Source organism: Stenotrophomonas sp. 10N36 (assembly GCF_056395005.1).
The window spans coordinates 15,715-40,120 of record NZ_JBFTIS010000004.1 but is presented as its reverse complement, the minus strand read 5'-3'; the positions used below and the strand labels follow the sequence as shown (position 1 = coordinate 40,120).

The 24,406-nt window shown below is 68.2% G+C and carries 21 protein-coding genes; 10 read left to right on the top strand and 11 right to left on the bottom strand.

All coding sequences use genetic code 11. The annotated features are described in order from the left end of the window. Positions 1-5: 5 nt before the first annotated feature. Entirely contained in the window at positions 6-614 is a 609-nt protein-coding gene (locus tag AC1DCJ_RS06310; RefSeq protein WP_141058063.1) for a TetR/AcrR family transcriptional regulator, read from the bottom strand. 77 nt (positions 615-691) lie between these two features. On the opposite strand from AC1DCJ_RS06310, the gene AC1DCJ_RS06305 reads away from it, so the two are divergent. Continuing rightward, entirely contained in the window at positions 692-1,279 is a 588-nt protein-coding gene (locus tag AC1DCJ_RS06305; protein ID WP_478070414.1) for an NAD(P)H-dependent oxidoreductase, read from the top strand. A gap of 39 nt (positions 1,280-1,318) precedes the next feature. Here AC1DCJ_RS06305 and AC1DCJ_RS06300 read toward each other — a convergent pair whose 3' ends face one another. Together AC1DCJ_RS06300 and AC1DCJ_RS06295 are read right to left on the bottom strand one after the other, a co-directional pair. Then, a complete protein-coding gene (locus tag AC1DCJ_RS06300; RefSeq protein WP_478070413.1) occupies positions 1,319-2,764 on the bottom strand; it encodes an amidohydrolase family protein in 1,446 nt (481 codons plus the stop codon). Between the two features lie 138 nt (positions 2,765-2,902). Next, complete coding sequence (locus tag AC1DCJ_RS06295) at positions 2,903-3,508, bottom strand: glutathione S-transferase family protein (RefSeq protein WP_478070412.1); 606 nt, start codon at positions 3,506-3,508, stop codon at positions 2,903-2,905. A 121-nt stretch (positions 3,509-3,629) separates the two neighbouring features. Here AC1DCJ_RS06295 and AC1DCJ_RS06290 point away from each other — a divergent pair, with 121 nt between their 5' ends. The 4 genes from AC1DCJ_RS06290 to AC1DCJ_RS06275 all read left to right on the top strand — a co-directional run bounded on the left by AC1DCJ_RS06290 (position 3,630) and on the right by AC1DCJ_RS06275 (position 8,654). Then, the gene (locus AC1DCJ_RS06290) at positions 3,630-4,598 is read left to right on the top strand and encodes a helix-turn-helix transcriptional regulator (RefSeq protein ID WP_478070411.1); all 969 of its coding nucleotides are present in this window, start codon (positions 3,630-3,632) and stop codon (positions 4,596-4,598) included. 70 nt (positions 4,599-4,668) lie between these two features. Then, positions 4,669-5,550 (top strand): LysR substrate-binding domain-containing protein, encoded by an 882-nt coding sequence (locus AC1DCJ_RS06285; protein WP_478070410.1) that lies wholly within the window; start codon positions 4,669-4,671, stop codon positions 5,548-5,550. A gap of 192 nt (positions 5,551-5,742) precedes the next feature. Then, entirely contained in the window at positions 5,743-6,369 is a 627-nt protein-coding gene (locus tag AC1DCJ_RS06280) for a response regulator (RefSeq protein ID WP_137189461.1), read from the top strand. Between the two features lie 23 nt (positions 6,370-6,392). Continuing rightward, positions 6,393-8,654, top strand: a complete 2,262-nt coding sequence (locus AC1DCJ_RS06275; protein WP_478070409.1) for an ATP-binding protein — start codon at positions 6,393-6,395, stop codon at positions 8,652-8,654. On the opposite strand, the gene AC1DCJ_RS06270 is transcribed toward AC1DCJ_RS06275, so the two are convergent. The 6 genes from AC1DCJ_RS06270 to AC1DCJ_RS06245 all read right to left on the bottom strand — a co-directional run bounded on the left by AC1DCJ_RS06270 (position 8,647) and on the right by AC1DCJ_RS06245 (position 16,201). Then, complete coding sequence (locus AC1DCJ_RS06270; protein ID WP_137189459.1) at positions 8,647-8,919, bottom strand: hypothetical protein; 273 nt, start codon at positions 8,917-8,919, stop codon at positions 8,647-8,649. The two genes, AC1DCJ_RS06275 and AC1DCJ_RS06270, sit on opposite strands and share 8 nt — an antisense overlap. An 88-nt stretch (positions 8,920-9,007) precedes the next feature. Next, positions 9,008-9,406 carry a fluoride efflux transporter CrcB gene (crcB, locus tag AC1DCJ_RS06265; RefSeq protein ID WP_137189458.1) on the bottom strand — a complete coding sequence of 133 codons (399 nt, stop codon included), beginning with the start codon at positions 9,404-9,406 and terminating at the stop codon, positions 9,008-9,010. Beyond that, a complete protein-coding gene (locus AC1DCJ_RS06260; protein ID WP_478070408.1) occupies positions 9,406-10,707 on the bottom strand; it encodes a replication-associated recombination protein A in 1,302 nt (433 codons plus the stop codon). The genes crcB and AC1DCJ_RS06260 overlap by 1 nt, the downstream gene beginning before the upstream one ends. A gap of 271 nt (positions 10,708-10,978) precedes the next feature. Beyond that, the gene (gene lolA / locus AC1DCJ_RS06255) at positions 10,979-11,617 is read right to left on the bottom strand and encodes an outer membrane lipoprotein periplasmic chaperone LolA (protein WP_313244178.1); all 639 of its coding nucleotides are present in this window, start codon (positions 11,615-11,617) and stop codon (positions 10,979-10,981) included. 115 nt (positions 11,618-11,732) lie between these two features. Next, positions 11,733-13,688, bottom strand: a complete 1,956-nt coding sequence (locus AC1DCJ_RS06250; protein ID WP_478070407.1) for a DUF3857 domain-containing transglutaminase family protein — start codon at positions 13,686-13,688, stop codon at positions 11,733-11,735. 146 nt (positions 13,689-13,834) lie between these two features. Beyond that, positions 13,835-16,201, bottom strand: coding sequence for a DNA translocase FtsK (locus tag AC1DCJ_RS06245; protein ID WP_038688381.1), 2,367 nt, complete (start codon positions 16,199-16,201; stop codon positions 13,835-13,837). Between the two features lie 267 nt (positions 16,202-16,468). On the opposite strand from AC1DCJ_RS06245, the gene trxB reads away from it, so the two are divergent. Both trxB and AC1DCJ_RS06235 read left to right on the top strand, forming a co-directional pair. Next, positions 16,469-17,440 (top strand): thioredoxin-disulfide reductase, encoded by a 972-nt coding sequence (gene trxB, locus AC1DCJ_RS06240; protein WP_141058072.1) that lies wholly within the window; start codon positions 16,469-16,471, stop codon positions 17,438-17,440. Between the two features lie 108 nt (positions 17,441-17,548). Beyond that, positions 17,549-18,673 carry a GNAT family N-acetyltransferase gene (locus AC1DCJ_RS06235; protein WP_478070406.1) on the top strand — a complete coding sequence of 375 codons (1,125 nt, stop codon included), beginning with the start codon at positions 17,549-17,551 and terminating at the stop codon, positions 18,671-18,673. Positions 18,674-18,704: 31 nt separating this feature from the next. Here the strand turns inward: AC1DCJ_RS06235 and AC1DCJ_RS06230 are convergent, their stop codons facing one another. Further along, a complete protein-coding gene (locus tag AC1DCJ_RS06230; protein ID WP_137189453.1) occupies positions 18,705-19,970 on the bottom strand; it encodes a hypothetical protein in 1,266 nt (421 codons plus the stop codon). A 144-nt stretch (positions 19,971-20,114) separates the two neighbouring features. Here AC1DCJ_RS06230 and aat point away from each other — a divergent pair, with 144 nt between their 5' ends. From aat to AC1DCJ_RS06215, 3 genes are all read left to right on the top strand, one after another. Further along, the gene (gene aat / locus AC1DCJ_RS06225; RefSeq protein ID WP_478070405.1) at positions 20,115-20,861 is read left to right on the top strand and encodes a leucyl/phenylalanyl-tRNA--protein transferase; all 747 of its coding nucleotides are present in this window, start codon (positions 20,115-20,117) and stop codon (positions 20,859-20,861) included. Positions 20,862-21,108: 247 nt separating this feature from the next. After that, positions 21,109-21,327: a translation initiation factor IF-1 gene (infA, locus tag AC1DCJ_RS06220; RefSeq protein ID WP_005409596.1), complete on the top strand. Its 219-nt coding sequence runs from the start codon at positions 21,109-21,111 to the stop codon at positions 21,325-21,327. Positions 21,328-21,547: 220 nt separating this feature from the next. Beyond that, positions 21,548-21,919 (top strand): hypothetical protein, encoded by a 372-nt coding sequence (locus tag AC1DCJ_RS06215; RefSeq protein WP_478070404.1) that lies wholly within the window; start codon positions 21,548-21,550, stop codon positions 21,917-21,919. Between the two features lie 128 nt (positions 21,920-22,047). Here the strand turns inward: AC1DCJ_RS06215 and clpA are convergent, their stop codons facing one another. Further along, positions 22,048-24,327, bottom strand: a complete 2,280-nt coding sequence (clpA, locus tag AC1DCJ_RS06210; RefSeq protein ID WP_137189450.1) for an ATP-dependent Clp protease ATP-binding subunit ClpA — start codon at positions 24,325-24,327, stop codon at positions 22,048-22,050. Positions 24,328-24,406: the final 79 nt, after the last annotated feature.

Here is a 24,406-nt window from a genome sequence, read left to right as displayed (position 1 = left end):
TGCGCTCAGGCGCGCGTCACCATCGACACGATCGTCTCGGCCAACTCACGCTGCGCCTGCGCCGCGGTGATGTCGCCGTTCACGGCGGCATACGACAACCCTTCTGCTGCGCCCAGCATTCCCCACAGCCCCACCGACGGCAGCGACTGATCACGCGCGAACGGCGCGAGCAGCGCGCGGCACTGCTCGAGGAACACCGTCTCGTACTCGCGCTTGACGCGCGCCAGCTCCGGCGAGCCCGCCAGCGCCGCCACCACATCGGGAATTTCGCGCCCCTGGGTCTGCACGCACGCCACGTAGGCCTGCGCGATCACCTCGGCTTTTTCCTGCAGGGTCGGGCCGGCGGCAGCCAGTGCCGTCTGCAGCACCACGTCCTGGCGCGCGTCGAAATCGCGGTACAGGGCGGCCAGCAATCCGGCGCGGGTGCCGAAATGGTCGTACACCACCGGCTTGGTCACGCCCGAGCGCTCAGCTAGCCGCCCCAGCGTCAGCGCATCGGTGCCCTCCTCGCGCACCAGTCGCCACGCCTCGGTCAGCAGTTGCTGCTGGCGGTCGGCGCGGCTCAGCCGGCGGCGGGGCGCGGCATCCGGAGGTTCAGGCAGGCGGCTTGACATGGCTATATACCAATCGTAACTTACTGGACGTAACTTACCAAAAGTATACACCCTCCCCCGTCACCTGGATTCCCCCCATGCACACCCTCATCGTCACCTCCCACCCCAACCCGGACGCCCTCACCCACGCCGTCGCCGCTCGCATCCGCGACGGGATCACCAGCGCCCACCCCACCGCGACCGTCGAAATGGCCGACCTGGCCAGCGAAGGCTTCGACCCGCGCTTCACCCAGGCCGACCTGGACGGCCACCAGCGGCGGCAGCCGTTCCCCAGCGACGTGCTGGCCGAGCAGTCCCGACTGGACCGTGCCGACACGCTGGTGCTGGTGTTTCCGGTGTACTGGTGGGCGATGCCCGCCCAGCTCAAGGGCTGGATCGACCGGGTCTTTTCCAACGGCTGGGCCTACGACGACAGCAGCGGCCGCGTGGAGAAGAAGCTGTCACGCCTGCAGGTGCATCTGGTCGGCCTGGGCGGTGCAGACCAGCGCACCTGGACCAAGCGCGGCTACGAGACCGCCATGAAGACCCAGATCGACACCGGCATCTTCGACTACTGCGGCGCACCGGTGGTGTCGTCCACGTTGCTGCTGGAAGTAGACACCATCGCGCCGGACGCGCACCTGGAGGCCAGCGCGGCGCTGGGCCGCGCCATCGCAGCGCGGTGACGCGAGCCGCCCTGGCAGGTCACTGCCAGGGCGATGCACTCACTTCGCCGCGCCCTGCCATGCCTCCACCTTGGCCCGGGTCTGTTCCAGTAGCGCATCCAGTGCCTTGCGGTCGTACACCTGGCCGCGCAGCAAGACGGTGTCGATGCGCCGGGTGGCGTTGATGTCCTGCAGCGGGTTGGCATCCAGCAGGACCATGTCGGCGGCCTTGCCCACCGCGATGCCGCCATAGCGATCCAGCATCCCGAACCACGACGGCCCTGCCCACGTCGCCGCCGACAGTGCCTGCGCGGGGGTCAGGCCTTCCTTGACGAACAGGCTCAGCTCGTCGTGCAGGCCGATGCCGGGATAGTTGAACGAGTTGAGGAAGCCGGCATCGGTGCCGGCCATGATCGTGACCCCGGCCTGCTGCAGCATCGGCAGCACCGCCGCCACCTGGTGGTACTCGCGATGGCGCGCCTCGATCTGCGCCGGCGTCGCCTTGGCGGCGCGCTCGACGCGCCAGCCATAGGTCGCCTGCAGCTTGGGGCCGATGTAGGCCAGGTACGGATCGTTGGCATGGTCGTCCTGATCGAGGAAATCCAGGATGCGCCCACCGTTGAGTGTGGGCGTGACGTACACCCCCTTGGCCGCGAACCCGCGGTAGGCCGCCATCGCCGTGTCCCGGTCGAAGCCGGCGTCCAGCTGCCGGTTGGCTTCGGCACTGTCGATGCGCTTGTCCGCGAAGGCGGCCGCAATCGCCGCTTCGTTCTTGACCCCGGCCTTGTACGCATAGTCCAGGTGTTCGATGGAACTGATACCGGCGTCCACCGCCTGTTGCACCGTCAACGCCATCGGAATGTGGCCGGAGGCACGCAGCCCGTTGGCACGCGCGCCGCGCACCGCCGCCAGGAACAGATCCGGGGTCAGCGTGCTGTCGGTGATCTTGACGAAGTCGACCTTGTCTTGCTTCAACCGCACGAAGGCCGCATCCAGGTCGGCCTGGCTGCCGACCTCGATCGTTCCCTTCCAGACCGGCCTCACCCCTTCGATCTTGGCGCCGGAGGTGAACAGCTGCGGCCCCATCAGGCTGCCGTCACGGATCTGCCCGCGCCATTGCAGTACCTGCGTGGGCAGATCACCGGAGGCGTCGCGGATGGTGGTGATGCCATGGGCGATGTACAGCGGCAACAGCGCCTTGTTCTCTTCGATCAGCTCCGGGCCGCCGCCGAAATGCACATGCATGTCCCACAGCCCGGGAATCAGATATCGGCCCTTGGCATCCACCTGGCGCGGCGCGCGCCACTGCCGTGCAATCGCCTTGTCCTCGCCGACGGCGACGATGTCAGCGCCGCGTACCACCACGCTCTGGTTGGCCTGCGTACGGGCGTGCTCCACATCCACCACGGTGGCCTGGCGGATGATCAGATCGGCCTGCTCGGCAGAGAACGCCGGCGCAGCCAGCATCAACAGGGTCGGAAGCACGGCACACAGCGAAGGTTTCATGGACGGGGCACGATCAGGGAAGACCGGGCCACCATACGGCGCTGGCGCGGGCATGCACCAGTTAAATCTCGGCATGGCCGACATGCAGCAATCAAATGCATGGCCCGGCAGCGTGCGCGCCGGGCCGTGCCGGCGGCCTTACACCTCGCCCTGCATTGCCGGGCGTGCCTGCAGCCGCCCCAGCCACTGCTTGACCTGCGGATGCGCCTCGACGTCGGCCCCGAAGTAGACGCCATAGCCCACCACCGACCCCACCACCAGATCGACCAGCGAGTACGCTTCGCCCAGCATCCAGGGACGGTCAGCCAGTCGCGCCTCCAGCAGGTCCAGCAGTTCGTTGACCCCGGCCAGTGCGGCAGCGGCCTGCTCGTGGCTGCGCAGCGCCTCGTCGCGGGTGGCCAGCCACAACCGGTTCAACAACGCGGCGTAGGTCACGTACGCCCAGGTGGTCCACGACAGCGCCTGCAGGCGTTCGGGGGTGCCGTCCTGCGGCCACACGCCCTGCGCCACGCCATGCTGCGCACCCAGCCACTGCAGGATCGCCAGGCCTTCGAACAGCGGCGTGCCATCGACCACCAGGCACGGCACCTTGCCATTGGGATTGATCGCCAGATACGCCGCCGTGCGCTGCTCGCCGGTGCGGATATCGATCCTGACACGCTCGTGGGGCACGGCCAGTTCGGCCAGGGCGCAGGCGACCGGGGTGGCGCTGGACATGGGATGCCAATAGAAGACGAGGGACATGCGGAACTCCGTGTAGGTGGACTGGGAGGGAGGGTGCAGCCGCAGGGGCCTTGCACCACACCCACAGGCTAGCCACCATTGCGGACACCTTCTGTCCGCGACCGTCGCGCACACTGCCGCCATGCTCACCGCCTCGACCCGCCTGCTCAGCCTGCTGTCCCTGCTGCAATCGCGGCCACACTGGGCCGGCACCGCCTTGGCCGAGCGCACCGGCGTGCATCCACGCACCCTGCGCCGCGACATCGACCGCCTGCGCCAGCTGGGTTATCCGATCCAGGCCAGCAGCGGCGTGGCCGGCGGGTATGCCTTCCGTGCGGGGCGCGCCCTGCCCCCACTGCTGCTGGATGACGACGAAGCCCTGGCCACGGCCGTGGCCCTGCGCACCGCCGTGACCGGCACCGTCAGCGGCATCGAGCAGACCGCGATCACCGCACTGATCAAACTGGAACAGGTCATGCCACCCCGCCTGCGCCGGCGGCTGGACGCGCTGGGCTCGGCGATCCTGCCGCTGGGACCGTCCGGTCCGGTGGTGGATGCCGGGCTGCTGGCCGTACTGGCAGGCGCCTGCCGCGACCAGCTGCAGCTACACCTGGCCTACGCCGACCGCAACGATCAGGCGAGCCAGCGCCGGGTGGAACCGCACGGCGTGGTGCATACCGATCGGCGCTGGTATCTGGTGGCCTGGTGCACCACCCGGCACGACTGGCGCACCTTCCGCATCGACCGCATCACCGCCGCACCGGTGGTCGGGGCGCACTTCAGCCCGCGTGCGGGCCCGGGCGATGGTGACCTGCGCACCTGGGTGGCGCAGTCCCTGTCGCTTGCCCAATCCAGCGAACCGGCGCGAATCATCCTGCACGCGCCCTTGGCGGCCATGCGGCGCCAGATCCCCGACACGGCCGGGCAACTGGAACACGTCGACGCGCACCGCTGCCTGCTGCGCTGCAGTGCCAACCCGGCGGGCGCCATCGTGTACTGGCTGATGGCCCTGGACCTGGAATTCGAGGTGCTGGGTCCGCCGGAACTGCAGGACAAGCTGCGCGACGCCGGGCAACGGGTGGCGCGCAGCCTGGCACGCACGGGTCACTGAGCCGCGCCGGGTTTGCCGCTCCCACGACGGCATGCTAGAACTCCAGCCCCTGCCAGATGTGGATGGCACCGTGGCTTCCCCCGCAAGACCCCAACGCAGCCTGTTCGACCTGGACCTGCTGCGCGCGATCGTCACCGTCGCCGACTGCGGCAGCTTCACCACGGCGGCCGCGCGCCTGCACTCCACCCAGTCCACGATCAGCCAGAAGATCCGCCGTCTGGAAGACATGGCCGGGCATCCGCTGCTGGTCCGCGGTAACCGCGACGTGCATCCCACCGATGCCGGGCAGACCCTGCTCGGTATCGCGCGGCAGATGCTGGCCCTCAATGAGCAGATGCGGGAGGCGCTGGCCGGCGCCACCGTGGCGATCACCGTGCGCCTTGGCGTGCCGGAGGACTTCGTCAATGCACGCACCACGCGCCTGCTGGCCAGCTTCAACCGCCGCCACCCGCAGGTGAAGCTGGAGGTCACCAGCGGTTTGAGCCGCGACCTGGCCAGTGGCTACGACCATGGCGAACTGGATCTGGTGCTGGTCAAACAACGCCGCAACAGCCGGCAGGCGGCGGCCTGCTGGCCCGAGCCGATGCGCTGGATCGACAGCGCCCGCGCGCCCTGCATCGGCCTGGATCCGATCCCGCTGGTGACCTTCCCGCCGCTCGGGCTGTACCGCGACGACCTGATCGCCGCGGTCGAGGCGATGGGCCGACGCTGGCGCATCAGCTTCACCAGCTCCAGCCTCAGCGGCATCCAGGGGGCGGTCGCCGATGGCATGGGCATCAGCCTGCTGCCCGCGCGCGCCACCACCGGCGACCATCGCATCCTCACCCGGCGACAGGGTCTGCCGCCGGTGGAAAGCATGGAGATCGCGCTGCTGCATCGGCCCAACGCCGATCCGCTGGTGGGTGAACTGGCCGCGCGCTTCGCACGACTGCTCGATCGCGAACGTCGCTGAGCACCGCACGCGGCACGGGTTGAACACCTGCAGAGTGACAGCGATCCGACTGGATAGTGACGGCGCTCGCGCTCTGACCATAGGAATCGTCGCAATTACGCAAGGAAGGGGCATTGCCGCACAGCCAAGCGAGGAGAATTCCGAAACACTCTCCTTCGCGTGCTTTCCTTTGTCCAACAGCAAACAGATCCCATGAGCGGACAGGCCACCCCCTGCACCCTGAAGATCGCCCTGCTCGACGACCACGATGTTGTCCGGCACGGCAGCTTCGTCCATCTTTCCTCCGACCCCCGGTTCGACGTCGTCGGCAGCCACGCGCATAGCGACGAGCTGATCACCACACTGCAGCGCACGCCCGTGGACGTGGCGGTGGTCGACTACACACTGGGCAGCGATGACCTGACCGGCAACGACCTGCTGGCGTTGCTGCGCGACCGCTTTCCCGCCGTGCGTGTGCTGTTGTTCACCGCCCACGCCAGCCGCGTGCTGCTGTCGTCGGTGCTGCGCGTCGGCGCGGCCGGCATGGTGACCAAGACCGAGCGCCTGGATGCCCTGTCCGATGCCGTCGCCGAGGTGGCCAACGGCCACTGCAGGGTGCCGGCCGAGTTCGGCGACGTACGTCCCGACGCCCCCCTGTCACGCAGCGAACGCGATGTGCTGCGGCTATGCCTGTCCGGCCTGACCGTGAGCGAGATCGCCCTGCACCGCCATCGCAGCATCAAGACCATCAGCACCCAGAAGCACGCCGCATTCCGCAAGCTCGGCCTGCGCAGCGATCGCGACCTGTTCACCCTGCGCCCGCAGCTGGCACCGCTGTGAACGGGCGATGGCACGGCCTGCTGGTGATCGCACTGTTGGCGGCACCGCTGCCCGCTGGCGCGGCCACTGCACCCCGCACGGTGCGGGTGGCGCTCGACCCGGGGCAGTACCGCACGCTCTCGCGCGAGGCCATCCCGGGCCGCCACGCCAGCCTGGCGCACGGCTACGCCGCACTGGTGACGGCGCACACCGGGCTGCACTTCGACGAGCACATGGAACCCTCCAGCCGGGCGGCGGTGCAGGCGTTGTGCGACGAGCGCGCCGACCTGATGCTGATGGTCGGCCTGCCCGAGCAGCCGCCGTGCGCACTGGCCGCATCGCCCGCCTACTACCGCGGCGAGGCGCTGCTGGCCAGCCGGCACGCGCAGCGGGCGCAGGTGGTGTTGGGCGACGGCGCGCCCCATCGCATCGCCGTGGTCCGTGGCAGCCGCTATGGCAGCTGGCTTCGCCGGCACTACCCACAACTGCAGGTGATCGCGGTGACCGACCTGCCCGATGCGTTGTCGGCGGTGGAGACCGGCGTCACCGACGCCGCGGTCGGGCTGGACGTACTGATGCGGCCGTTGGCGCGCCGGGAGTTCGACAGCCTGCTGCTGCAACGCGCCCCCGACGACCTGCCCGCCACGATCCACCTGGTGGCGCGCGGCGCAGATGACGGCATGATCGCTGAGATCGATGCGGCGATGCAGGCCATCACCCCGCAGCAACATGCCCAGATACTGCAACAGCTGGCCCGAAACACCTACCTCAGCATTCCGCCACTCGGCACCTTGATCCGGCACTACCAGTGGCAGGTGCTGGGGGCTGGCGCGCTGCTGTCGTTGCTGTTGGCCGCCACCTTCTGGCTGCTGCGTACCCAGCAGTCCGCCCAGCGCAACGAGCGCCGCCAGGCGCGCTTCATCGGCGTAATGAGCCACGAGGTGCGCAACGCCGCCCAGGCGCTGGTGGCGTCGGTGGATCTGCTGAGCCAGTCCGGCCTGGATGCCGGCCAGCGCCAGCTGGTCAACGCGGCGCGCGCCGCCGGCACCGGCCTGCGCCACCTGCTGGGCCACGCGCTGGATTATTCGCGGATGGCCGCCGGGCAGTTCCAGCCCGCGCCGGACTGGCACGACGTGCAGCAACTGGCCAATGACTGCATCGCCGCGGTGCGCCCGAGCGTCCACGCCAAGGGCCTGCAACTGGACCTGACACTGAGCCCGGACCCGCTGCCGCCGCTCTGGATCGATGCCGCCGCCCTTCGCCAGATCCTGAACAATCTTCTCGGCAATGCACTGAAATTCACCCCGCAGGGCCGCATCGATATCGCGGTGTCGGTGCAGCGGCGCGCCGGTGGCACCGAGCTGCAACTGACCATCCGCGATACCGGCATCGGCATTCCCGCCGAACGCCAGGCCAGCGTGTTCAAACCGTTTGCGCAGGGCCATGCGGACCACGCGCCGGATGCGGGCGGCACCGGACTGGGGCTGTCGATCTGCCACGATCTGGTGGTCGCCCTGCAGGGCCGGATCACACTGCACAGTGCGCCCGGTCAGGGCAGTCGTTTCGACGTCTGCCTGCCCACCGCGGTCCCGCCGCCGCTGCCGGCTGCACCTCCCGCCCCGCTGGCAGGCCGCACCCTGCTGCTGATCGAAGACCACCGACTGACCCGGACCTTCGTTGCGCAGCAGTTGCGCGCGCTCGGCGCCACGGTCCAGACGTGCGCCGATGGTGCCAGCGCCCTGCGCGCGCAGCGTGCCGCGCCCAGCGCCGTGGTGTTGATCGACTGCGACTTGAAGGACATGAGCGGCTATGCGCTGGCGACCCTGCTGCGCGAGGCCGAGGCGCTGCAGCCCGGTCCGCCGGCATGTCTGTTGGCGTTCTCCGGGTCCAGCTCGCCAGCGCATGTGCAGCGCTGCCGTACCAGCGGCATGGACGCGGTGCTGTACAAACCGCTGGACCCGGCGCAATTGCTGGCGGTGCTGGATGTGGAGATCGCGCCGGGGTCGGGCGGCAGCCACGCCGTGGACAACGACGACCCGATGTGGGCGCCGTATGTGCAATCGCTGCAGGAGGAGGTGTGTGCGTTGCAGCAGGCGCGCGACCAGCGACAGGTCGCCGCGCTGCGTCGCCATGCCCATCGGCTGGCGGGGGTGCTGCGCATGCTGGGGCGCGAGGCGCTGGCCGATACCGCCGCAGACCTGCACGAACTACCGCTGGATGCGCCCACCGACTGGGACGAAGCGGACCGGCTGCTGGCCCACCTGCGTGCGCACGCCAGCGCCCTGCCGCGTGAGCGTCTTACTTGAGCTGCAAGGGGTACCGCTGCCACAGCACGTGCACCAGGAACCCGGTCAGTTCCGGGTCCTTGCTGGTGATCGCCGCGCGGATCTTGTCCAGCAGCACCATGTCGCTGCAGCTGCGCACATCGGCGTGATCGGCCTGGCCGGCGCGACGCGCACGGTAACGTGCCGCGCGCTGTGCATCGGTCATCGCATAGCCGAACGTGGGCGGACGGCCGCGCTTGCGCGGCAGCATCAGCTCCAGGGTGCCGGGGTCTTGTTCATCGCGCATGACGGACGAAGATGCAAACGGGGGCGCGCACGATATCGTGAGACATCACTTTAATCCAGCCTTTTGCGCGGTTTTCTGCGTTTTGCTTTCAGCGCGTCGCTTCGGCAAGGCGCGCGCCCAGCCATACCAGCAGCATCCCGCCCACCAGGGTGACGCCCAGATACAGCGGCACCAGTGCGCCGCGCCCGGCGCGGGCGAATACCAGCGTTTCCATCATCAAGGCCGAGAACGTGGTTAGCCCGCCCAGCAGCCCCACGATCAGGAACGCGCGCCAGTACGCCGCTTGGCTGCCGCGCGTCTGCAGCCACATCATCAGGTAGCCGGCCGCGAACGCACCGACCAGGTTGGCGGTCAACGTGCCCCACGGAAACCCGTGCCCGAACTGCCGCAGCATCGCGTCACCGATCATGAAGCGCAGCGCCGCGCCCAGCGCTCCCCCGGCCATCACCAGCCCCAGTTGCTGCCACCAGAGGGTAAGGCCGTCCATCACTGCCCGCCCTTGTCGGCGCGGGCCTGTTCGCGCGCGGCGCGCAGCCGGTCCAGCTTTTCCTTCAGCTTGATTTCCAGCCCGCGCGCCACCGGCTGGTAGTACACGCGCTCGCCCAGTGCATCCGGGAACCCGGTCTGGTCCAGCGCGATGCCCCCTTCCACGTCGTGGTCGTACTGGTATGCCGCGCCGTAGCCGAGGTTCTTCATCAGCTTGGTTGGCGCATTGCGCAGGTGCAGGGGGACTTCTTCGGTGCCGCTGTCGCGGACGTCGGCCTTGGCCTGGTTGAAGGCGGCATAGCCGGCGTTGGACTTGGCGGTGCTGGCCAGGTACAGCACCAGCTGGGCGAAGGCCAACTCACCCTCCGGGCTGCCCAGGCGCTCGTAGATGTCCCAGGCTTCCAGCGCCATCGATTGCGCGCGCGGGTCGGCCAGGCCGATATCCTCGATCGCCATGCGGGTCAGCCGCCTGGCCAGATAGGACGGGTCGCAGCCACCGTCCAGCATCCGCGTCAGCCAGTACAGCGCGGCGTCGGGATTGGAGCTGCGCACCGATTTGTGCAGTGCCGAGATCTGGTCGTAGAACTGCTCGCCGCCCTTGTCGAAGCGCCGGGTGCGGTCGGCCAGCACCTGCTGCAGCATCTCCGGACTGATCCGATCGCCATCGCCGCCGGCCAGCTCCGCGGCAATTTCAAGCAGGGTCAGTGCGCGGCGCACGTCGCCATCGGCGGCCGTGGCGATTTCCAGCAGCGACTCGGCCGCCACCTGCACCGGCTCGGCCGCCAGCCCGCGCTCGGCATCGTCCAGCGCGCGCTCCAGCGCCTCCACGATATCGGCCGGCGACACCGCTTCAAGGACATGCACGCGGCAACGCGACAGCAGCGCCGAGTTCAGTTCGAATGATGGGTTTTCGGTGGTGGCGCCGACGAACACGATGGTGCCGCGCTCGATATGCGGCAGGAACGCATCCTGCTGCGCCTTGTTGAAGCGGTGCACCTCGTCCACGAACAGCACCGTGCGGCGCCCCTCGGCGAAGCGCTGCGCCGCTTCGGCCAGCACCTGGCGCACTTCAGGCAGCCCGGACAGCACGGCCGAGATGGCGCGGAACTCGGCATCGGCGTAATGCGCCAGCAGCAGCGCCAGGGTGGTTTTGCCGCAGCCCGGCGGCCCCCACAGGATCATCGAGTGCACGTGTCCGGACTCGACCGCGCGGCGCAATGCACTACCGGGCGCGAGCAGGCGCTTCTGCCCCACCATCTCGTCCAGCGTCTGCGGGCGCATCCGCTCGGCGAGCGGACGCATGTTGTCCCGATCCACGGTCAGCAGATCGGGCCCATTGAATGTCGTTCGATTTCTGGCCACGCGCCCATTCTACCGTGGCCGCGCGTGCGCCGACCCGCCCGTGGCGCCGGGCTCTGCCCGGCGGCCATTCGCGCGCGCCCACCAAGCCGGGCAGAGCCCGGCTCTACGTCGCTGCGTTTCGCGCGCGCCCACCAAGCCGGGCAGAGCCCGGCTCTACGTCGCTGCCTTTCGCGCGTACCTACCAAGCCGGTCAGCCGGGCAGAGCCCGGCTCTACTGGCCGATGACGTCGGTGCCCTTGGGCGGTGCGAAGGTGAAGGTGCCCGCGGCAAAGCTGGGGTTGCGCTTCCAGCCGGTGAAGGTGATCACGGTGCGCTGGCCAACGGCGTCCACCACTTCCATGCGGGCCAGGCCCTGCGCGTTGAAGCCCAGTGCGGCGTACTGGAAGGCGGTGTCGGTTTCACGCTTGGGGCTCAGCGCCAGCCACTGCAGGCCGTCGCGGGCGGCCGCCTCTTCACTGACGTCGTACTGCTTGTCCAGCAACGCCGGGTTGATCAACGCGGTCAGCGGGCTGTTCTGCTCTTCGGCGCCCTGCGCACGCACGGTGGCCTGCTCCAGGTCCGGCTCGTACACCCACACCTTCTTGCCGTCGGCCACGATCAGCTGTTCGTGCGGCTTGATGTATTCCCAACGGAACAGGCGCGGCGCCGACAGCGCGACCCGGCCACTGGTGTTTTCCTTGACCTTGCCCTTGCTGTCGAACACCTGCTGGCTGAACTGCCCGTCCAGGCCCTTCAGGCCCTGGGTGAAGCGGTTGAGCTCATCGCGGGCACCGGCCCAGGCAGACGCCGAGCCCACACTGGCCATGACCAGGGTAGCGGCAACCAGGTAGCGACGGAAAGTGGTGTGCATGCGCGGTATCCGAACAGATGGGAAGGATGGAGTGCAGTGTGCCCAGCCAAACCTGAATGGGCGATCAGGCATAGTATGCGCCGCGTTGCTGCGCTCGCCTACCGGCGGCGCAGGGTCAGGGACTGACCTGGACCGTCTTCAGGTCGCCGTACACCACCTGGCCGCGGAACCCGCGCCGCACCTGCTGGTAGAGCGCGCGGAACGCCGGGTAATCCTGCGCCTCGCACAGCGCCTGCGGCCCGCGCACCGCGCGCTGGTGCAGGCGATGGCGGGCGGTGATCACCTGGCCGTCGCGGGTCCAGTCCAGCCGGTACTCACCAGCAGCATTGCGGAACTGCTGGCTGCGCGGGATGGCCACGATCGGCACGCCGGCCGGAAACTGCAGCCGGTAGGTTTCCTCGCGCAGGCTGTCGGTGCAGTAGAACGGGGTGTCGTTGGTCGGCGCGGAGGTGGTGGTGTAGATGTCGCGGAACGACTCGCCCCCGGGCGCATCCGGCAGCGGCATGCCGCCGACCGCACCGAAATCCACGTAGTCACTGGCATGGAAGTCGTAGCGGTAGTTGAACGGCCGGGCCAGGTCCTGCGGATCACCGAGCAAGGTCAGCGCGCCACTGCCGTCGAACCCGGACGAGGCCATGATCGACTCCTCCACCCGCGCGCGGTTCTGTGCGTTGAGGCGGGCGAAGGAACCGCGCATGCCGATCTCGCTGATTTCGCTGGGCTGCTGCACGGTCTGCCCGCTCAGGTTACCGGCCGCATCGAAGCGGAAACCCACGTCGAGGCCATTGCCGTTGCGCGACGCGTCGTTTTCCGGCGTGCGCGCCACGGTGGCCTGGCGGGTCAGCAGCACCGGCGCGCCCAGGTCGCCATCGGGCAACTGGCCAAAGCGGGCGTAGGCGCTGGTGGAATCCAGGTACAGGTCGAATTCGGGGATGTAGGTGATGGCGTGATTGAAACGCCCCAGCAGCGGAATCGCCGGCAGGGTCGGTCCGCCGCCGGCGCCGATCAGCACCGGCGTGCTCTGGATGCCGCGTGCCGCCAGCAGCGCCTCCAGGATCACCACGTGGTCCTTGCAGTCGCCGTAGTGGTTGTCGAGGATGCTCTGCGCCGGGTTCGGCTCCAGCCCGCCGTTGCCCAGATACACCGCCACATACCGAATGTTCTGCGACACCCAGCGATACAGCGCGGCGGCCTGCTCGCGACGGTCGGTGATGCCGGCGGCGACCTGGTCGGCCAGCGCCTGGATGCCGGGCGTCACCTTGGCCGCCTCGCCGCCCTTGAGCTGGTAGGCACGGGCGACCTGGGCCCAGTCGCGGTAGGTGCTGGCCATGATGGTCGGGCTGAACTCCCAGGCCGCGGCCGACCAGTTCTGCGCCAGCATCGGCGTGCGCCGCTGGTACTGCCATTCCCAGCGCGCCTGACCGTCACGGATCGTTGGCGTATCACTGCCCTGCACGCCGCGTTGCTGCACGAACATCGGCATGCCGGCAGGCGCCGACAGCGTGACCCGGGCGTCGTCGTACTGGGTGAACACGCTGAAGGTTTCCCACAGGCCGAAATAGCCCGGGAAGTACGGCGTGTTCTGGGTGCGGCGGGTCTGGTAGACCACCCGCGTGCCGGGGGCCAGGTTGGGAAACACCACCACCCGCACCTTGCGATCGGCATACATGGCCGCGGCCGCGCTGGAGTAGCTTTCCTGGGTATAGATGCGATCGGCCGGCACGTCGCGGCGCTGGCCGTCGGCGGTCAGCGTATAGGCCGCCAGCACGTCCAACGTCTCCATCTTCTCGCTGTAGCTCAGGCGCACCTGGCTGAACTGCTCGACGGCCGCCTTGGTCTTGAGCAGGATCTCGTACTCTTCGGTCTGCACGTTGCCCGCATCGGGGCGCACGGCATAGTCGGCGCGATAGCGCACGAAACTGAAGTTGTTGCTGGCCTGCGCGTCGGCGCCCTGCTGTGCCGGCGCCACTGCCGCCGGGGACGCGGCCGGGACTGCCGGTGTCACCCCGGCATGCGCGGCGGCCGTCATCAGCGCCAGCCCGCCCACCATCAACCAGACCATCGGCTTCATTGCGCTTCCTTGGGACAGGGGTGCCGGTGACGGAGCCCGGCGAGGCTTTGGTTGGGTGTATCGCCGGGTGCGCGTACCCGGACGGAGCCGGGTGATGCCGCAGCCGGGGACAGCCCGGGGATGGAGCAGCCGGGCAGAGCCCGGCGCTACTTGGGGGGTGGCGGCGCGAGCACGCTGCGGTCGCCGTTGTGTTCGGGCGGGCTGACCACGCCGGCCATTTCCATCGCCTCGATCAGGCGCGCGGCGCGGTTGTAGCCGATCTTGAGCCGGCGCTGCACGCCGGAGATCGAGGCACGGCGGGTTTCGGTGACGATGCGCAGCGCTTCGTCATACAGCGGGTCGGACTCATCACCGGCACTGCTGCTGGCTTCGGGCAGGCCACCGGCGCCCACCACCACGCCATCGCCCATCATCTGCACTTCGTCCAGCACGCCGCTGATGTAGTCGGCCGGGCCGCTGGCCTTGAGGTGCTCGACCACGCGGTGCACTTCCTCGTCGGACACGAACGCGCCGTGCACACGATCCGGCAGCGCGGTGCCGGGCGGCAGGTACAGCATGTCGCCGTGGCCCAGCAGCGTTTCGGCGCCGGACTGGTCCAGGATGGTGCGCGAATCGATCTTGGAGCTGACCTGGAAGCCGATGCGGGTGGGAATGTTGGCCTTGATCAGGCCGGTGATCACGTCCACCGACGGGCGCTGGGTGGCCAGGATCAGGTGGATGCCGGCCGCACGCGCCTTCTGCGCCAAACGTGCGATGAGCTCTTCGACCTTCTTGCCGACGATCATCATCATGTCGGCGAATTCGTCGATGAAGATCACGATGAACGGCAGCGTCTCCAGCGGGCGCGGGGCTTCGCCCAGCTCCGGGTTCGGCTTGAACAGCGGGTCCATCATCGGCTGCCCGGCGTCTTCGGCGTCCTTGACCTTCTTGTTGAAGCCGGCCAGGTTGCGCACGCCCACCGCGCTCATCAACTTGTAGCGTCGTTCCATTTCGGCCACGCACCAGCGCAGGCCGTTGGCGGCTTCCTTCATGTCGGTCACCACCGGCGCCAACAGGTGCGGGATGCCCTGGTAGACGCTCAGCTCGAGCATCTTCGGGTCGATCATCAGCATCCGCAGATCTTTCGGCGAGGCCTTGTACAGCAGGCTCAGCACCATGGCGTTGACCGCCACCGACTTGCCCGAACCGGTGGTGCCGGCCACCAGCAGGTGCGGCATGCGCGCCAGGTCGGCCACGGTCGGGCGCCCGGCGATGTCCTTGCCCAGCGCCAGGGTTAGCGGGCTGGCCGACTTGTCGTACTCCTTGGAGCGCAGCAGTTCGGACAGGTAGATCATCTCGCGGGTGACGTTGGGAATCTCCAGGCCCACCACCGACTTGCCGGGGATCACGTCGACCACGCGCACGGATTTCACCGACAGCCCGCGCGCGATGTCCTTGTCCAGCGAGCTGATCTGGCTGACCTTGATGCCGGGTGCCGGTTCGATCTCGAAGCGGGTGATCACCGGGCCGGGGTACGCGCCCACCACCTGCGCCTCGATGCGGAAGTCCTTGAGCTTGAACTCGATCTGCCGCGACAGGGTTTCCAGGGTGTCCTCGTCGTAGCCCTTGGGCTGCGGCTTGGGATCGTCCAGCAGCGCCAGCGGCGGCAGGTCCGAACCATCACCGTTGACGCCGCGGAACATCGGAATCTGGGTCTCGCGCTTGGCCCGATCGCTCTTTTCCAGCACCGGCTCCGGGCGCGGCTCGATCTTCACCGGCTCGCGCTTGGCCCGCACCTCGGCATCGACCTTGCGCACTTCCTGGCGCTCTTCGCGCATGGCGCGGGTCTGCTGCCACTCGGTGGCCTGCTCTTTCTTCTTGTTGAACAGCGGCGGCAGCGCCAGCACCCAGCGCCCGATCTTCTCCATCACCACGAACCAGGAGATGCCGGTGGCCAGGGTGATCGACGCCAGCAGCAGCACCAGCACGAACAGGTTCGCGCCCAGTGCACCAAAACCGGCGCTGAGCGAATTGCCGACCAGCCGCCCGAGAATGCCGCCGGCATGGGCCACGTCGCCGGTGAACAGGCGCACATGCAGGAAACCGGTGCCGGCAATCAGGAAACCGACCAGGCCGACCAGGCGCAGCGCCGGGTCCAGATCATGCTCGCCCTTGCTCTCGCGCTTGAGGCCGAACATTGCGATCCAGGCCAGCGCGCCGAGCACGATCGGCAGCACGAAGGCGATGTAGCCGAACAACTGCAGCAACACATCGGCGATCCAGGCGCCCACGCGGCCGCCCATGTTGTGCACCGGGGCCACCACGCTGCCGGTATGCGACCAGCCCGGATCGGCGGCCGAATAGGTGAACAGACTGGCCACCAGGTACAGCAGCGCCGGGGCGATCGCGATCAGCCCGAGGTCGCGCCACAGCCGTTGGCGACGCGGATTGTCGGCAGGCGCAGGCGCGGCTGCCGCTTTGCGCGACGGTTTGCTGTCAGGAGACTTGGATCGTTCCGGGAGCTGCTTCGCCACCTTAGACCACACCTTGGGAATGCACTGTTAGTGCTTGATAATAAACGACTGGCAGGCACCCCGGTAGGTGTCGACCGTTGGTCGGCACGCCCACCCTGCCCGGCCCGTGTCAAAACGCCGGCACGGAGCCCGCCACACGCCCTGCAGGTTCCACCGTTCCACCGTTCACCTTGAATCGCCCTGCCCCTGCCGCCACTCTATGACCTGTCCCGGACGTCCCGCAATGCACCGCCGGCGCCCCATCCCGTCACCTTTACGCGAGTCTACATGAGCAATTCCACGCCCTCCCGCCACCAGAAGCTCGTCATCCTCGGCTCCGGCCCGGCCGGCTGGACCGCCGCCGTCTACGCCGCCCGCGCCAACCTCAAGCCGGTGGTCATCACCGGCCTGCAGCAGGGTGGCCAGCTGATGACCACCACCGAAGTGGACAACTGGCCGGGCGATGCACATGGCCTGATGGGTCCGGACCTGATGGCGCGCATGCAGGCCCATGCCGAGCGCTTCGAGACCGAGGTGATCTTCGACCACATCCACACCGCCGACCTGGCCCAGCGTCCGTTCAGGCTGATCGGCGACAGCGCCGAGTACACCTGCGACGCGCTGATCATCGCCACCGGCGCCACCGCCAAGTACCTGGGCATTCCGACCGAAGAGGAATTCAAGGGCCGCGGCGTCTCCGCCTGCGCCACCTGCGACGGCTTCTTCTACCGTGACCAGGACGTGGTCGTGGTGGGCGGCGGCAACACCGCCGTGGAAGAGGCCCTGTACCTGTCCAACATCGCCCGCAAGGTCTACCTGGTCCACCGCCGCGACACCCTCAAGGCGGAAAAGATCATGCAGGACAAGCTGTTTGCCAAGGTGGCCGCCGGCAAGATCGAGACCGTGTGGCACCACCAGGTGGACGAAGTGCTGGGCAACGAGGCCGGCGTCACCGGCGTGCGCGTCAAGTCCACCCTGGACGGCAGCACCCGCGACATCGAGGCGCACGGCTTCTTCGTGGCCATCGGTCACCACCCCAACACCAGCCTGTTCGACGGCCAGCTGACCATGAACAACGGCTACCTGGACATCCGTTCGGGCCTGGGCGGCAACGCCACCCAGACGTCGGTGGAAGGCGTGTTCGCCGCCGGCGACGTGGCCGACCAGCATTACCGCCAGGCGATCACCTCGGCCGGTTTCGGCTGCATGGCCGCGCTGGACGCCGAGCGCTACCTGGACGCGAAGGGCATGGCCAGCTGATCCCGGCCCCAACCGTTTGAAAGGAGAAGGCCGGCGCGGAAGCGTCGGCCTTTTTCATGGCGCGCCGTCACGCACCCGCTCCTCATCGCTCTGCCCTATCCTTCCCATATGCCCGATCCACGCTTTCTGCATCGCCTGTCCGATGTCCCCGCTGCGGCCTGGGATGCCCTCCATGACGGCAGCAACCCGTTTGTCAGCCACGCCTTCCTGGCCGGCCTGGAAGACCACGGCTGCCTGCGCCCGGAATGGGGCTGGCGACCGCGCCACTTCACCCTGTGGGAGGGCGACACCCTGCTTGCGGCCATCCCGGGCTACCTGAAGGACAACTCGCACGGCGAGTTCGTGTTCGACCACGCCTGGGCCAATGCCTACGCGCGCCATGGCCTGGACTACTTCCCGAAGTGGCTGGGGGCGGTGCCGTACTCGCCGGTGACCGGGCCGCGCCTGCTCGCGCGTGGCGATGCCGACCGCGCCGTGCTCGCCGAGCGGCTACGCAGTGAAGTGGCGCGCATGGGCTGGTCGTCGGCACACATCAACTTCCATCCGGCCGACGAGGACGCCGCGTTCGGACCGGGTTGGATGCTGCGCGAGGACATCCAGTTCCAATGGCACAACACCGGCCAGTGGCGGGAGTTCGGCGCATTCCTTGCGGCGATGGACCACAAGCACCGCAAGAACATCCGCCAGGAGCGCGCGAAGCTGGCGCGTACCGGCGTGACTTACCGGATCGTGCATGGCGATGAGGCCAGCGAGGAGGACCTGCTGGCGATGCACGGCTTCTACCTGCAGACCTTTGCCGAGTACGGGAACGCACCGGCGCTCACGCTGCCGTTCCTGCGCCACCTGGCTGCGCGGATGCCGCGCCAGCTGGTGATCTTCCTGGCCCTGATCGACGACGCGCCCGTGGCCGGCGCGCTCTGCCTGCGCGGCACGACCACGCTGTACGGACGTTACTGGGGCGGGGCCACCCTGCCCGGCCTGCATTTTGAAACCTGCTACTACCAGGGCATCGAGTACTGCCTGCGCGAAGGCCTGGCGCATTTCGAGCCCGGCGCGCAGGGCGAGCACAAGCTGGCGCGCGGCTTCCTGCCGCAGACGGTACGCAGCCGCCACTGGGTGGCCGAGCCCGCCTTTGCCGAAGCGCTGGCCGACTGGTGCGAGCACGAGCGCAATGAGGTGGCGCGCTATGCGCACACGCTCGCCGGGCACAGTCCGTTCCGTCAGGATCCCTGAGACCCGGCGGGCGGGCGCCGGGAACCGTGCCTCAGGTGCACTGCCACAGGTGCGCACTGACCGCGCACCCATCGCACCAGTATGTGTAGAGCATGCCCCCGCTGCCCCACAGCAGGATGCCGCCGTCGACGGTGGGCAGAACGGAGTCGAGCTGCATCACCACTGGCATGGCCGCACCACAGTCGGGGCACGACGGGTACTGCGCGGACTGCACCCAGCTCGGCGCACCGCCCACTCGCGAAAGGTTTTCGTCATGGTTGGACACCCCCCAATCCTGTTCCCGCCAGCGTTGCCCGGGCAGCGACACCAGCTCAACGTCCGCCTCCATCAGCACCCCGCACCCCTCGACATCCGCAGCAGGCACATCGCGGCACTGGCTCGGGTGCGCCTGCGGAAGTCCCTCGGCGGCATGCCGGTAGAAGAGCGGCCCGATGCCGCTCCAGCCGCAGCAGTCCAGGCACAGGCCCAGCGTCAACACGCCCTCGGCCGTGGCGCCCACGTGCCGTGCGTCCAGCGACAACAACCGCTGCAACGGCGCGTGACACACGCCGCAGCGAGCCTGCAGATGCCCACCCATGTGAGCGTGGCCGCGTGATTCGCCCTGGCTCCAGGTGGCATGCAGCCGCCAGAGCCGCCGACGCCACGGCCCTGCATCCGCGTTCTGGGCCGCCCGCTGTGCGGGCGCGAAACGCAGGTGCAGCGGTTGATCGGTGTGCAGTGGCGCCGCGGTTTTCCGATCCAATCCCGCCTCGTGCGCCCACGCGTCCGCCGCCTGCCCCGTCGCCCGCACCAGATAGGCCAGCGCCCGGTCCTGCACGGTTACGCGCCCGCTTTTGACCAGCGCCAGGGCCCGGTCGACGTCGTCCCGCCCTTCCGCCGCCTCCAGCGCAACCGCCCAACGCGCAGCCACGTCCGCCGGCAGCCCGCGCCATGGGTAGGTCGCCGCACATCCCTGCTGCCCGGCTACCGCAAGCAGAGCCTCCCAATCGTCGATCAGCACATCGCAGGCCTGGTACAGCGCGTAGCCCACGATCTGGCGCGCCTGTCGGTGGGCCGGGTCGCCCAGGAGTGTTCGCCATGCGGCGTCGGCCACCGCGATCAGCCGATCGTCCGTCAATAGGCCCAGCGCACGGTCCAGGAATGTTGCCGGCGTGCAATCGCACCGCATGGACTGCATCAACAGCGTCTCGAGGGCGGCGGGATCCTGCTCGGCCAAGTCCAGCATCGGGATGACGCTGTCGACGCGATGACCATCGCGCGCATGCCGGGACAGGATGCCGTCAATCAGGGGATTCATGCAGTGGGTAACAGGCGGGACGGGGCGCAAAGTCTGAGCCGGTCGCGCGCGTTTGGGAAATGCTGCGCCGCTCACGCCAGCCTGTGACGCCAGCGGCGTGAGCATGACGCCCGGGGCCGCGTGGCCAGCGCTTACACTTCCCACATGACCCGCTCGCATCCCTGGCGCCTGGCCGACGCGCACGACGCTCCCTTCCCTCCTGCCGAAACCGCGTTGCGCGAGCCGGATGGTTTGTTGGCCGTCGGTGGCGACCTGACGCCGGTGCGCCTGCTCAATGCCTATGCCGGCGGCGTGTTCCCGTGGTTCTCCGACGGGCAGCCGCTGCTGTGGTGGTCACCGGACCCGCGCATGGTGTTCCGCACCGACGGCGTGCGCCTGTCGTCGCGGTTCCGCCGCAGCCTGCGTGCCAGCCCGTGGGTGGTGCGTGCCGACACGTGCTTTGCCGAGGTGATCGCCGCCTGCGCGGGCAGTTTCCGCCCGGGCCAGGATGGGACGTGGATCACCGATGGGATGCGAGACGCGTATGTGGCCCTGCACCGGATGGGGCACGCGCATTCGGTGGAAGTGTTCGATGGCGAGCGGTTGGTGGGCGGCATCTACGGTGTGGCGATCGGGCAGATGTTCTTCGGGGAGAGCATGTTCAGCGCGGTCAGCGGTGGCTCCAAAGTGGCGTTGGCCGCATTGGCCCACCACCTGGCACAGTGGGGCTGGCCACTGATCGATGCCCAGGTGGAGAACGATCATCTGCTGAGCATGGGGGCCGAACACTGGCCGCGTGAGCGCTTTCTGGCGCTGGTGCGGGAGCAGGTGCGGATGGATGCAGCGGCGGGGAGCTGGACGACGGCGTTTGGTGAGATGGCGGCGGCGGTGCTGGCAAGCGAGGAATTCTGAGGAGCCGGCCAGCGGCCAGCACTACCCGGCGCGGTCGAGAACAGGAGGAGCCGGCCAGCGGCCGGCACTACCGGTGATCGGTCGGGATCGCGGGGAGCCCGCCAGCGGCCGGAAGTGCGGGGTGCGCGGCGGGTGAATCGCTGGTAAATCGGGCCGCTTAACGCAAACTTTGCATGAACGGGCGAACGCGCGTAAAATGCCCGCTCTTAAGGCCAGCTCGGCCGTTTACAGAACTGCACAGGACTACATGTCGAAAGACGACTCCATCGAGTTCGAAGGCACCGTCAGCGAGACGCTGCCGAACACCACTTTCCGCGTACGACTGGAAAATGGGCATGAAATCATCGCCCACATCTCCGGCCGCATGCGCAAGAACTACATCCGCATCCTGACGGGCGACCGTGTCAAGGTCGAAATGACGCCCTACGACCTGACCAAGGGTCGTATCACGTACCGCATGAAGTAAGCGGTTCGGGGCGGCTTCCCAACAGAAGCCCCGCCAGAAGGCCAGCCAGGAGCTGGCCTTTTTGCGTGGCCGCGATAAAGCCGCCACCCCCTGCCAAGCGGCACCCTGACCCTGTGCACCCTGACATCGGTAAGCCTGCCTTGCCGCAGATTCGCACTGGCGCCGCACCCGGCACGCTGGTTGTCGATCCAATCCGGATCGCCATCCCCCGGCCCCTGCCATGAAGACCCTTTCCCTGCTCACCCTGCTGTCCTGCACCTGCCTGGCCACTGCGGCCCAGGCCGCCGAACCGCTGCCGGCCGCCGATGCCGCATGCATCACGCTGTCTGGCGACCAACAGATCGTGCGCGCAGGCGCCGATCGCAACATCCTGCTGCGCAATGCCGACCAGCACTACATCGTGCATTTCAAGGACAGCTGCACCAGCGCCGCACGTACGTCGGACCTGCGCTTTGCCACCCCCGAGCGCGACGGACAGCTGTGCGGTGGCGGCGTAAGCAGCCTGCGCACCAAATCGCAGAGGTGCGTGGTCAGCGAGGTGGAGACGATCACCGCCCAGGAATTCAGCTCGCGGGCGCGCGCGCGCCGCTGAGGACTGCGGGGCGGACATGAAAAAGCCCCTTGCGGGGCCTTTTCATGTGCCGCCTGCAGCGTAGGCGCCGCAGGCTTCAGGCCGGCGCCAAGACGCGCCGGCCAGCCGTCACGACCAACGGTCGTGACCTACACCGTTGCCGGCAGCAGGCGCTCCGGTTCGGCCTGGGTTTCCACGAACAGCTCGTCGTCGCGCACGTCGATGCTGACCCGGCCACCATTGACCAGCTTGCCGAACAGCAGTTCGTCGGCCAGCGGGCGCTTGACCTTGTCCTGGATCACGCGCGCCATCGGGCGGGCGCCCATCAGCGGGTCGAAGCCATGGCGGGCCAGCCAATCGCGCGCGGTCGGCGTGGCCGACAGGCTGACGTGCTTTTCCTGCAACAGCATCTCCAGCTCGATCAGGAACTTGTCGACCACGCGCAGGATGTGCTCGAAGCCCAGCGGCTGGAACTGCACCACCGCATCAAGACGGTTGCGGAATTCCGGCGTGAAGCTCTTGCGCAGGATTTCCATCGCGTCGGTGGCGTGATCCTGGCGGGTGAAGCCGATCGAACGCCGCGAGGCCTGGGCCGCGCCGGCGTTGGTGGTCATCACCAGCACCACGTTCTTGAAGTTGGCTTCGCGGCCATTGGTGTCGGTGAGCACGCCACGGTCCATGACCTGCAGCAGGATGTTGAAGATGTCCGGGTGGGCTTTTTCCACCTCGTCCAGCAGCAGCACGCAGTGCGGGGTCTTGACGATCTTCTCGGTGAGCAGGCCACCCTGGTCGAAGCCGACATAGCCCGGGGGCGCACCGATCAGGCGACTGATCGAATGCGGCTCCATGTACTCGCTCATGTCGAAGCGGACCAGCTCGATGCCCAGTTGCAGCGCCAGCTGCTTGGTCACCTCGGTCTTGCCCACACCGGTGGGACCGGCGAACAGGAAGTTGCCGATCGGCTTCTCCGGGTTGGCCAGGCCGGAACGGGCCAGCTTGATCGCCGACGACAGCGTCTCGATGGCCGGATCCTGGCCAAAGATCACCATCTTCAGGTTGCGCTCCAGGTGCTGCAGCACGTCTTTGTCGGTGGCACTGACCTGCTTGGCCGGAATGCGCGCCATCTTGGCCACGATCGTTTCGATCTCCTCGATGTCGATCAGCTCCTTGCGCTCGCCCTCGGGCAGCAGGCGCTGGCGGGCACCGGCTTCGTCGATCACGTCGATCGCCTTGTCCGGCAGCAGCCGGTCACCGATGTGCTTGACCGACAGGTCCACCGCGGCCTGCAGCGCGTCATCGGCGTAGGTCACGCCGTGGTGCGCTTCATAACGCGGCTTGAGGCCCTGCAGGATCTCGTAGGTTTCACCCACCGTCGGCTCGACGATGTCGATCTTCTGGAAGCGCCGCGCCAGCGCGCGGTCCTTCTCGAAGATGCCGCGGTACTCCTGGAACGTGGTCGAGCCGATGCAGCGCAGCTCGCCCGACGCCAGGGCCGGCTTGATCAGGTTGGAGGCATCCATGGTGCCGCCCGACGCCGACCCGGCACCGATGATGGTGTGGATCTCGTCGATGAACAGCACCGCATTGGGCATCTTCTTCAGCGCGGTCAGCACGCCCTTGAGGCGCTTTTCGAAGTCGCCCCGGTACTTGGTACCGGCCACCAGCGCGCCCAGGTCGAGCGAGTAGATGATCGCATCGGCCAGCACGTCAGGCACCGAGCCTTCGACGATGCGCTTGGCCAGGCCTTCGGCGATGGCGGTCTTGCCCACGCCGGCCTCGCCCACGTAGAGCGGGTTGTTCTTGCGGCGGCGGCACAGCACCTGGATGGTGCGCTCGATTTCATCGCGGCGGCCCACCAGCGGGTCGATCCGGCCATTGCGGGCGGCCTCGTTGAGGTTGCTGGCAAACTCGGCCAGCGCATCGCCCTTGCCCTCGCCCTCGCCGCCCTCGGCGCGGCCTTCACCATCGGCCGCCGGCGGCACTTCGCCGTCTTCGCCCAGCTTGGCGATGCCATGGGACAGGTAATTGACGATATCCAGCCGGGTCACGTCCTGCTGGTTGAGGTAATAGACCGCGTGGGAGTCCTTCTCGCCGAAGATGGCCACCAGCACGTTGGCGCCGGTCACCTCCTTCTTGCCCGAGGACTGCACGTGGTACACGGCCCGCTGCAGCACGCGCTGGAAGCCAAGCGTGGGCTGGGTATCGCGGCCATCATCTTCGGCCAGGCGCGAGACCGAGGCCTCGATGGCCTGTTCCAGCTCCTGGCGCAGGCGCTCGGCGTCGGCCCCGCATGCCTTCAGCACGGCTTGGGCGGACGGGTTGTCGAGCAGTGCCAGCAGCAGGTGTTCCACCGTCATGAATTCATGCCGGGCCTCACGGGCGCGCTTGTAGCACTGACCGATGGTGTGTTCGAGGTCTTTACTGAACATGTTCTACTCCGGCGGCAGGTGGGAACAATATGCGGCCTAGCTGCGCAATTTCCATCACCCTAGCGGATCGGTGCGTTCA

What these genes read in the sequence shown, in the direction of transcription:
- AC1DCJ_RS06310 (WP_141058063.1), bottom strand. Translation starts at nt 614, where the DNA reads ATGTCAAGCCGCCTGCCTGAACCTCCGGATGCCGCGCCCCGCCGCCGG.
- AC1DCJ_RS06305 (WP_478070414.1), top strand. Translation starts at nt 692, where the DNA reads ATGCACACCCTCATCGTCACCTCCCACCCCAACCCGGACGCCCTCACC.
- AC1DCJ_RS06300 (WP_478070413.1), bottom strand. Translation starts at nt 2,764, where the DNA reads ATGAAACCTTCGCTGTGTGCCGTGCTTCCGACCCTGTTGATGCTGGCT.
- AC1DCJ_RS06295 (WP_478070412.1), bottom strand. Translation starts at nt 3,508, where the DNA reads ATGTCCCTCGTCTTCTATTGGCATCCCATGTCCAGCGCCACCCCGGTC.
- AC1DCJ_RS06290 (WP_478070411.1), top strand. Translation starts at nt 3,630, where the DNA reads ATGCTCACCGCCTCGACCCGCCTGCTCAGCCTGCTGTCCCTGCTGCAA.
- AC1DCJ_RS06280 (WP_137189461.1), top strand. Translation starts at nt 5,743, where the DNA reads ATGAGCGGACAGGCCACCCCCTGCACCCTGAAGATCGCCCTGCTCGAC.
- AC1DCJ_RS06270 (WP_137189459.1), bottom strand. Translation starts at nt 8,919, where the DNA reads ATGCGCGATGAACAAGACCCCGGCACCCTGGAGCTGATGCTGCCGCGC.
- crcB (WP_137189458.1), bottom strand. Translation starts at nt 9,406, where the DNA reads ATGGACGGCCTTACCCTCTGGTGGCAGCAACTGGGGCTGGTGATGGCC.
- AC1DCJ_RS06260 (WP_478070408.1), bottom strand. Translation starts at nt 10,707, where the DNA reads ATGCGTCCGCTCGCCGAGCGGATGCGCCCGCAGACGCTGGACGAGATG.
- lolA (WP_313244178.1), bottom strand. Translation starts at nt 11,617, where the DNA reads ATGCACACCACTTTCCGTCGCTACCTGGTTGCCGCTACCCTGGTCATG.
- AC1DCJ_RS06250 (WP_478070407.1), bottom strand. Translation starts at nt 13,688, where the DNA reads ATGAAGCCGATGGTCTGGTTGATGGTGGGCGGGCTGGCGCTGATGACG.
- trxB (WP_141058072.1), top strand. Translation starts at nt 16,469, where the DNA reads ATGAGCAATTCCACGCCCTCCCGCCACCAGAAGCTCGTCATCCTCGGC.
- AC1DCJ_RS06235 (WP_478070406.1), top strand. Translation starts at nt 17,549, where the DNA reads ATGCCCGATCCACGCTTTCTGCATCGCCTGTCCGATGTCCCCGCTGCG.
- AC1DCJ_RS06230 (WP_137189453.1), bottom strand. Translation starts at nt 19,970, where the DNA reads ATGAATCCCCTGATTGACGGCATCCTGTCCCGGCATGCGCGCGATGGT.
- aat (WP_478070405.1), top strand. Translation starts at nt 20,115, where the DNA reads ATGACCCGCTCGCATCCCTGGCGCCTGGCCGACGCGCACGACGCTCCC.
- infA (WP_005409596.1), top strand. Translation starts at nt 21,109, where the DNA reads ATGTCGAAAGACGACTCCATCGAGTTCGAAGGCACCGTCAGCGAGACG.
- AC1DCJ_RS06215 (WP_478070404.1), top strand. Translation starts at nt 21,548, where the DNA reads ATGAAGACCCTTTCCCTGCTCACCCTGCTGTCCTGCACCTGCCTGGCC.
- clpA (WP_137189450.1), bottom strand. Translation starts at nt 24,327, where the DNA reads ATGTTCAGTAAAGACCTCGAACACACCATCGGTCAGTGCTACAAGCGC.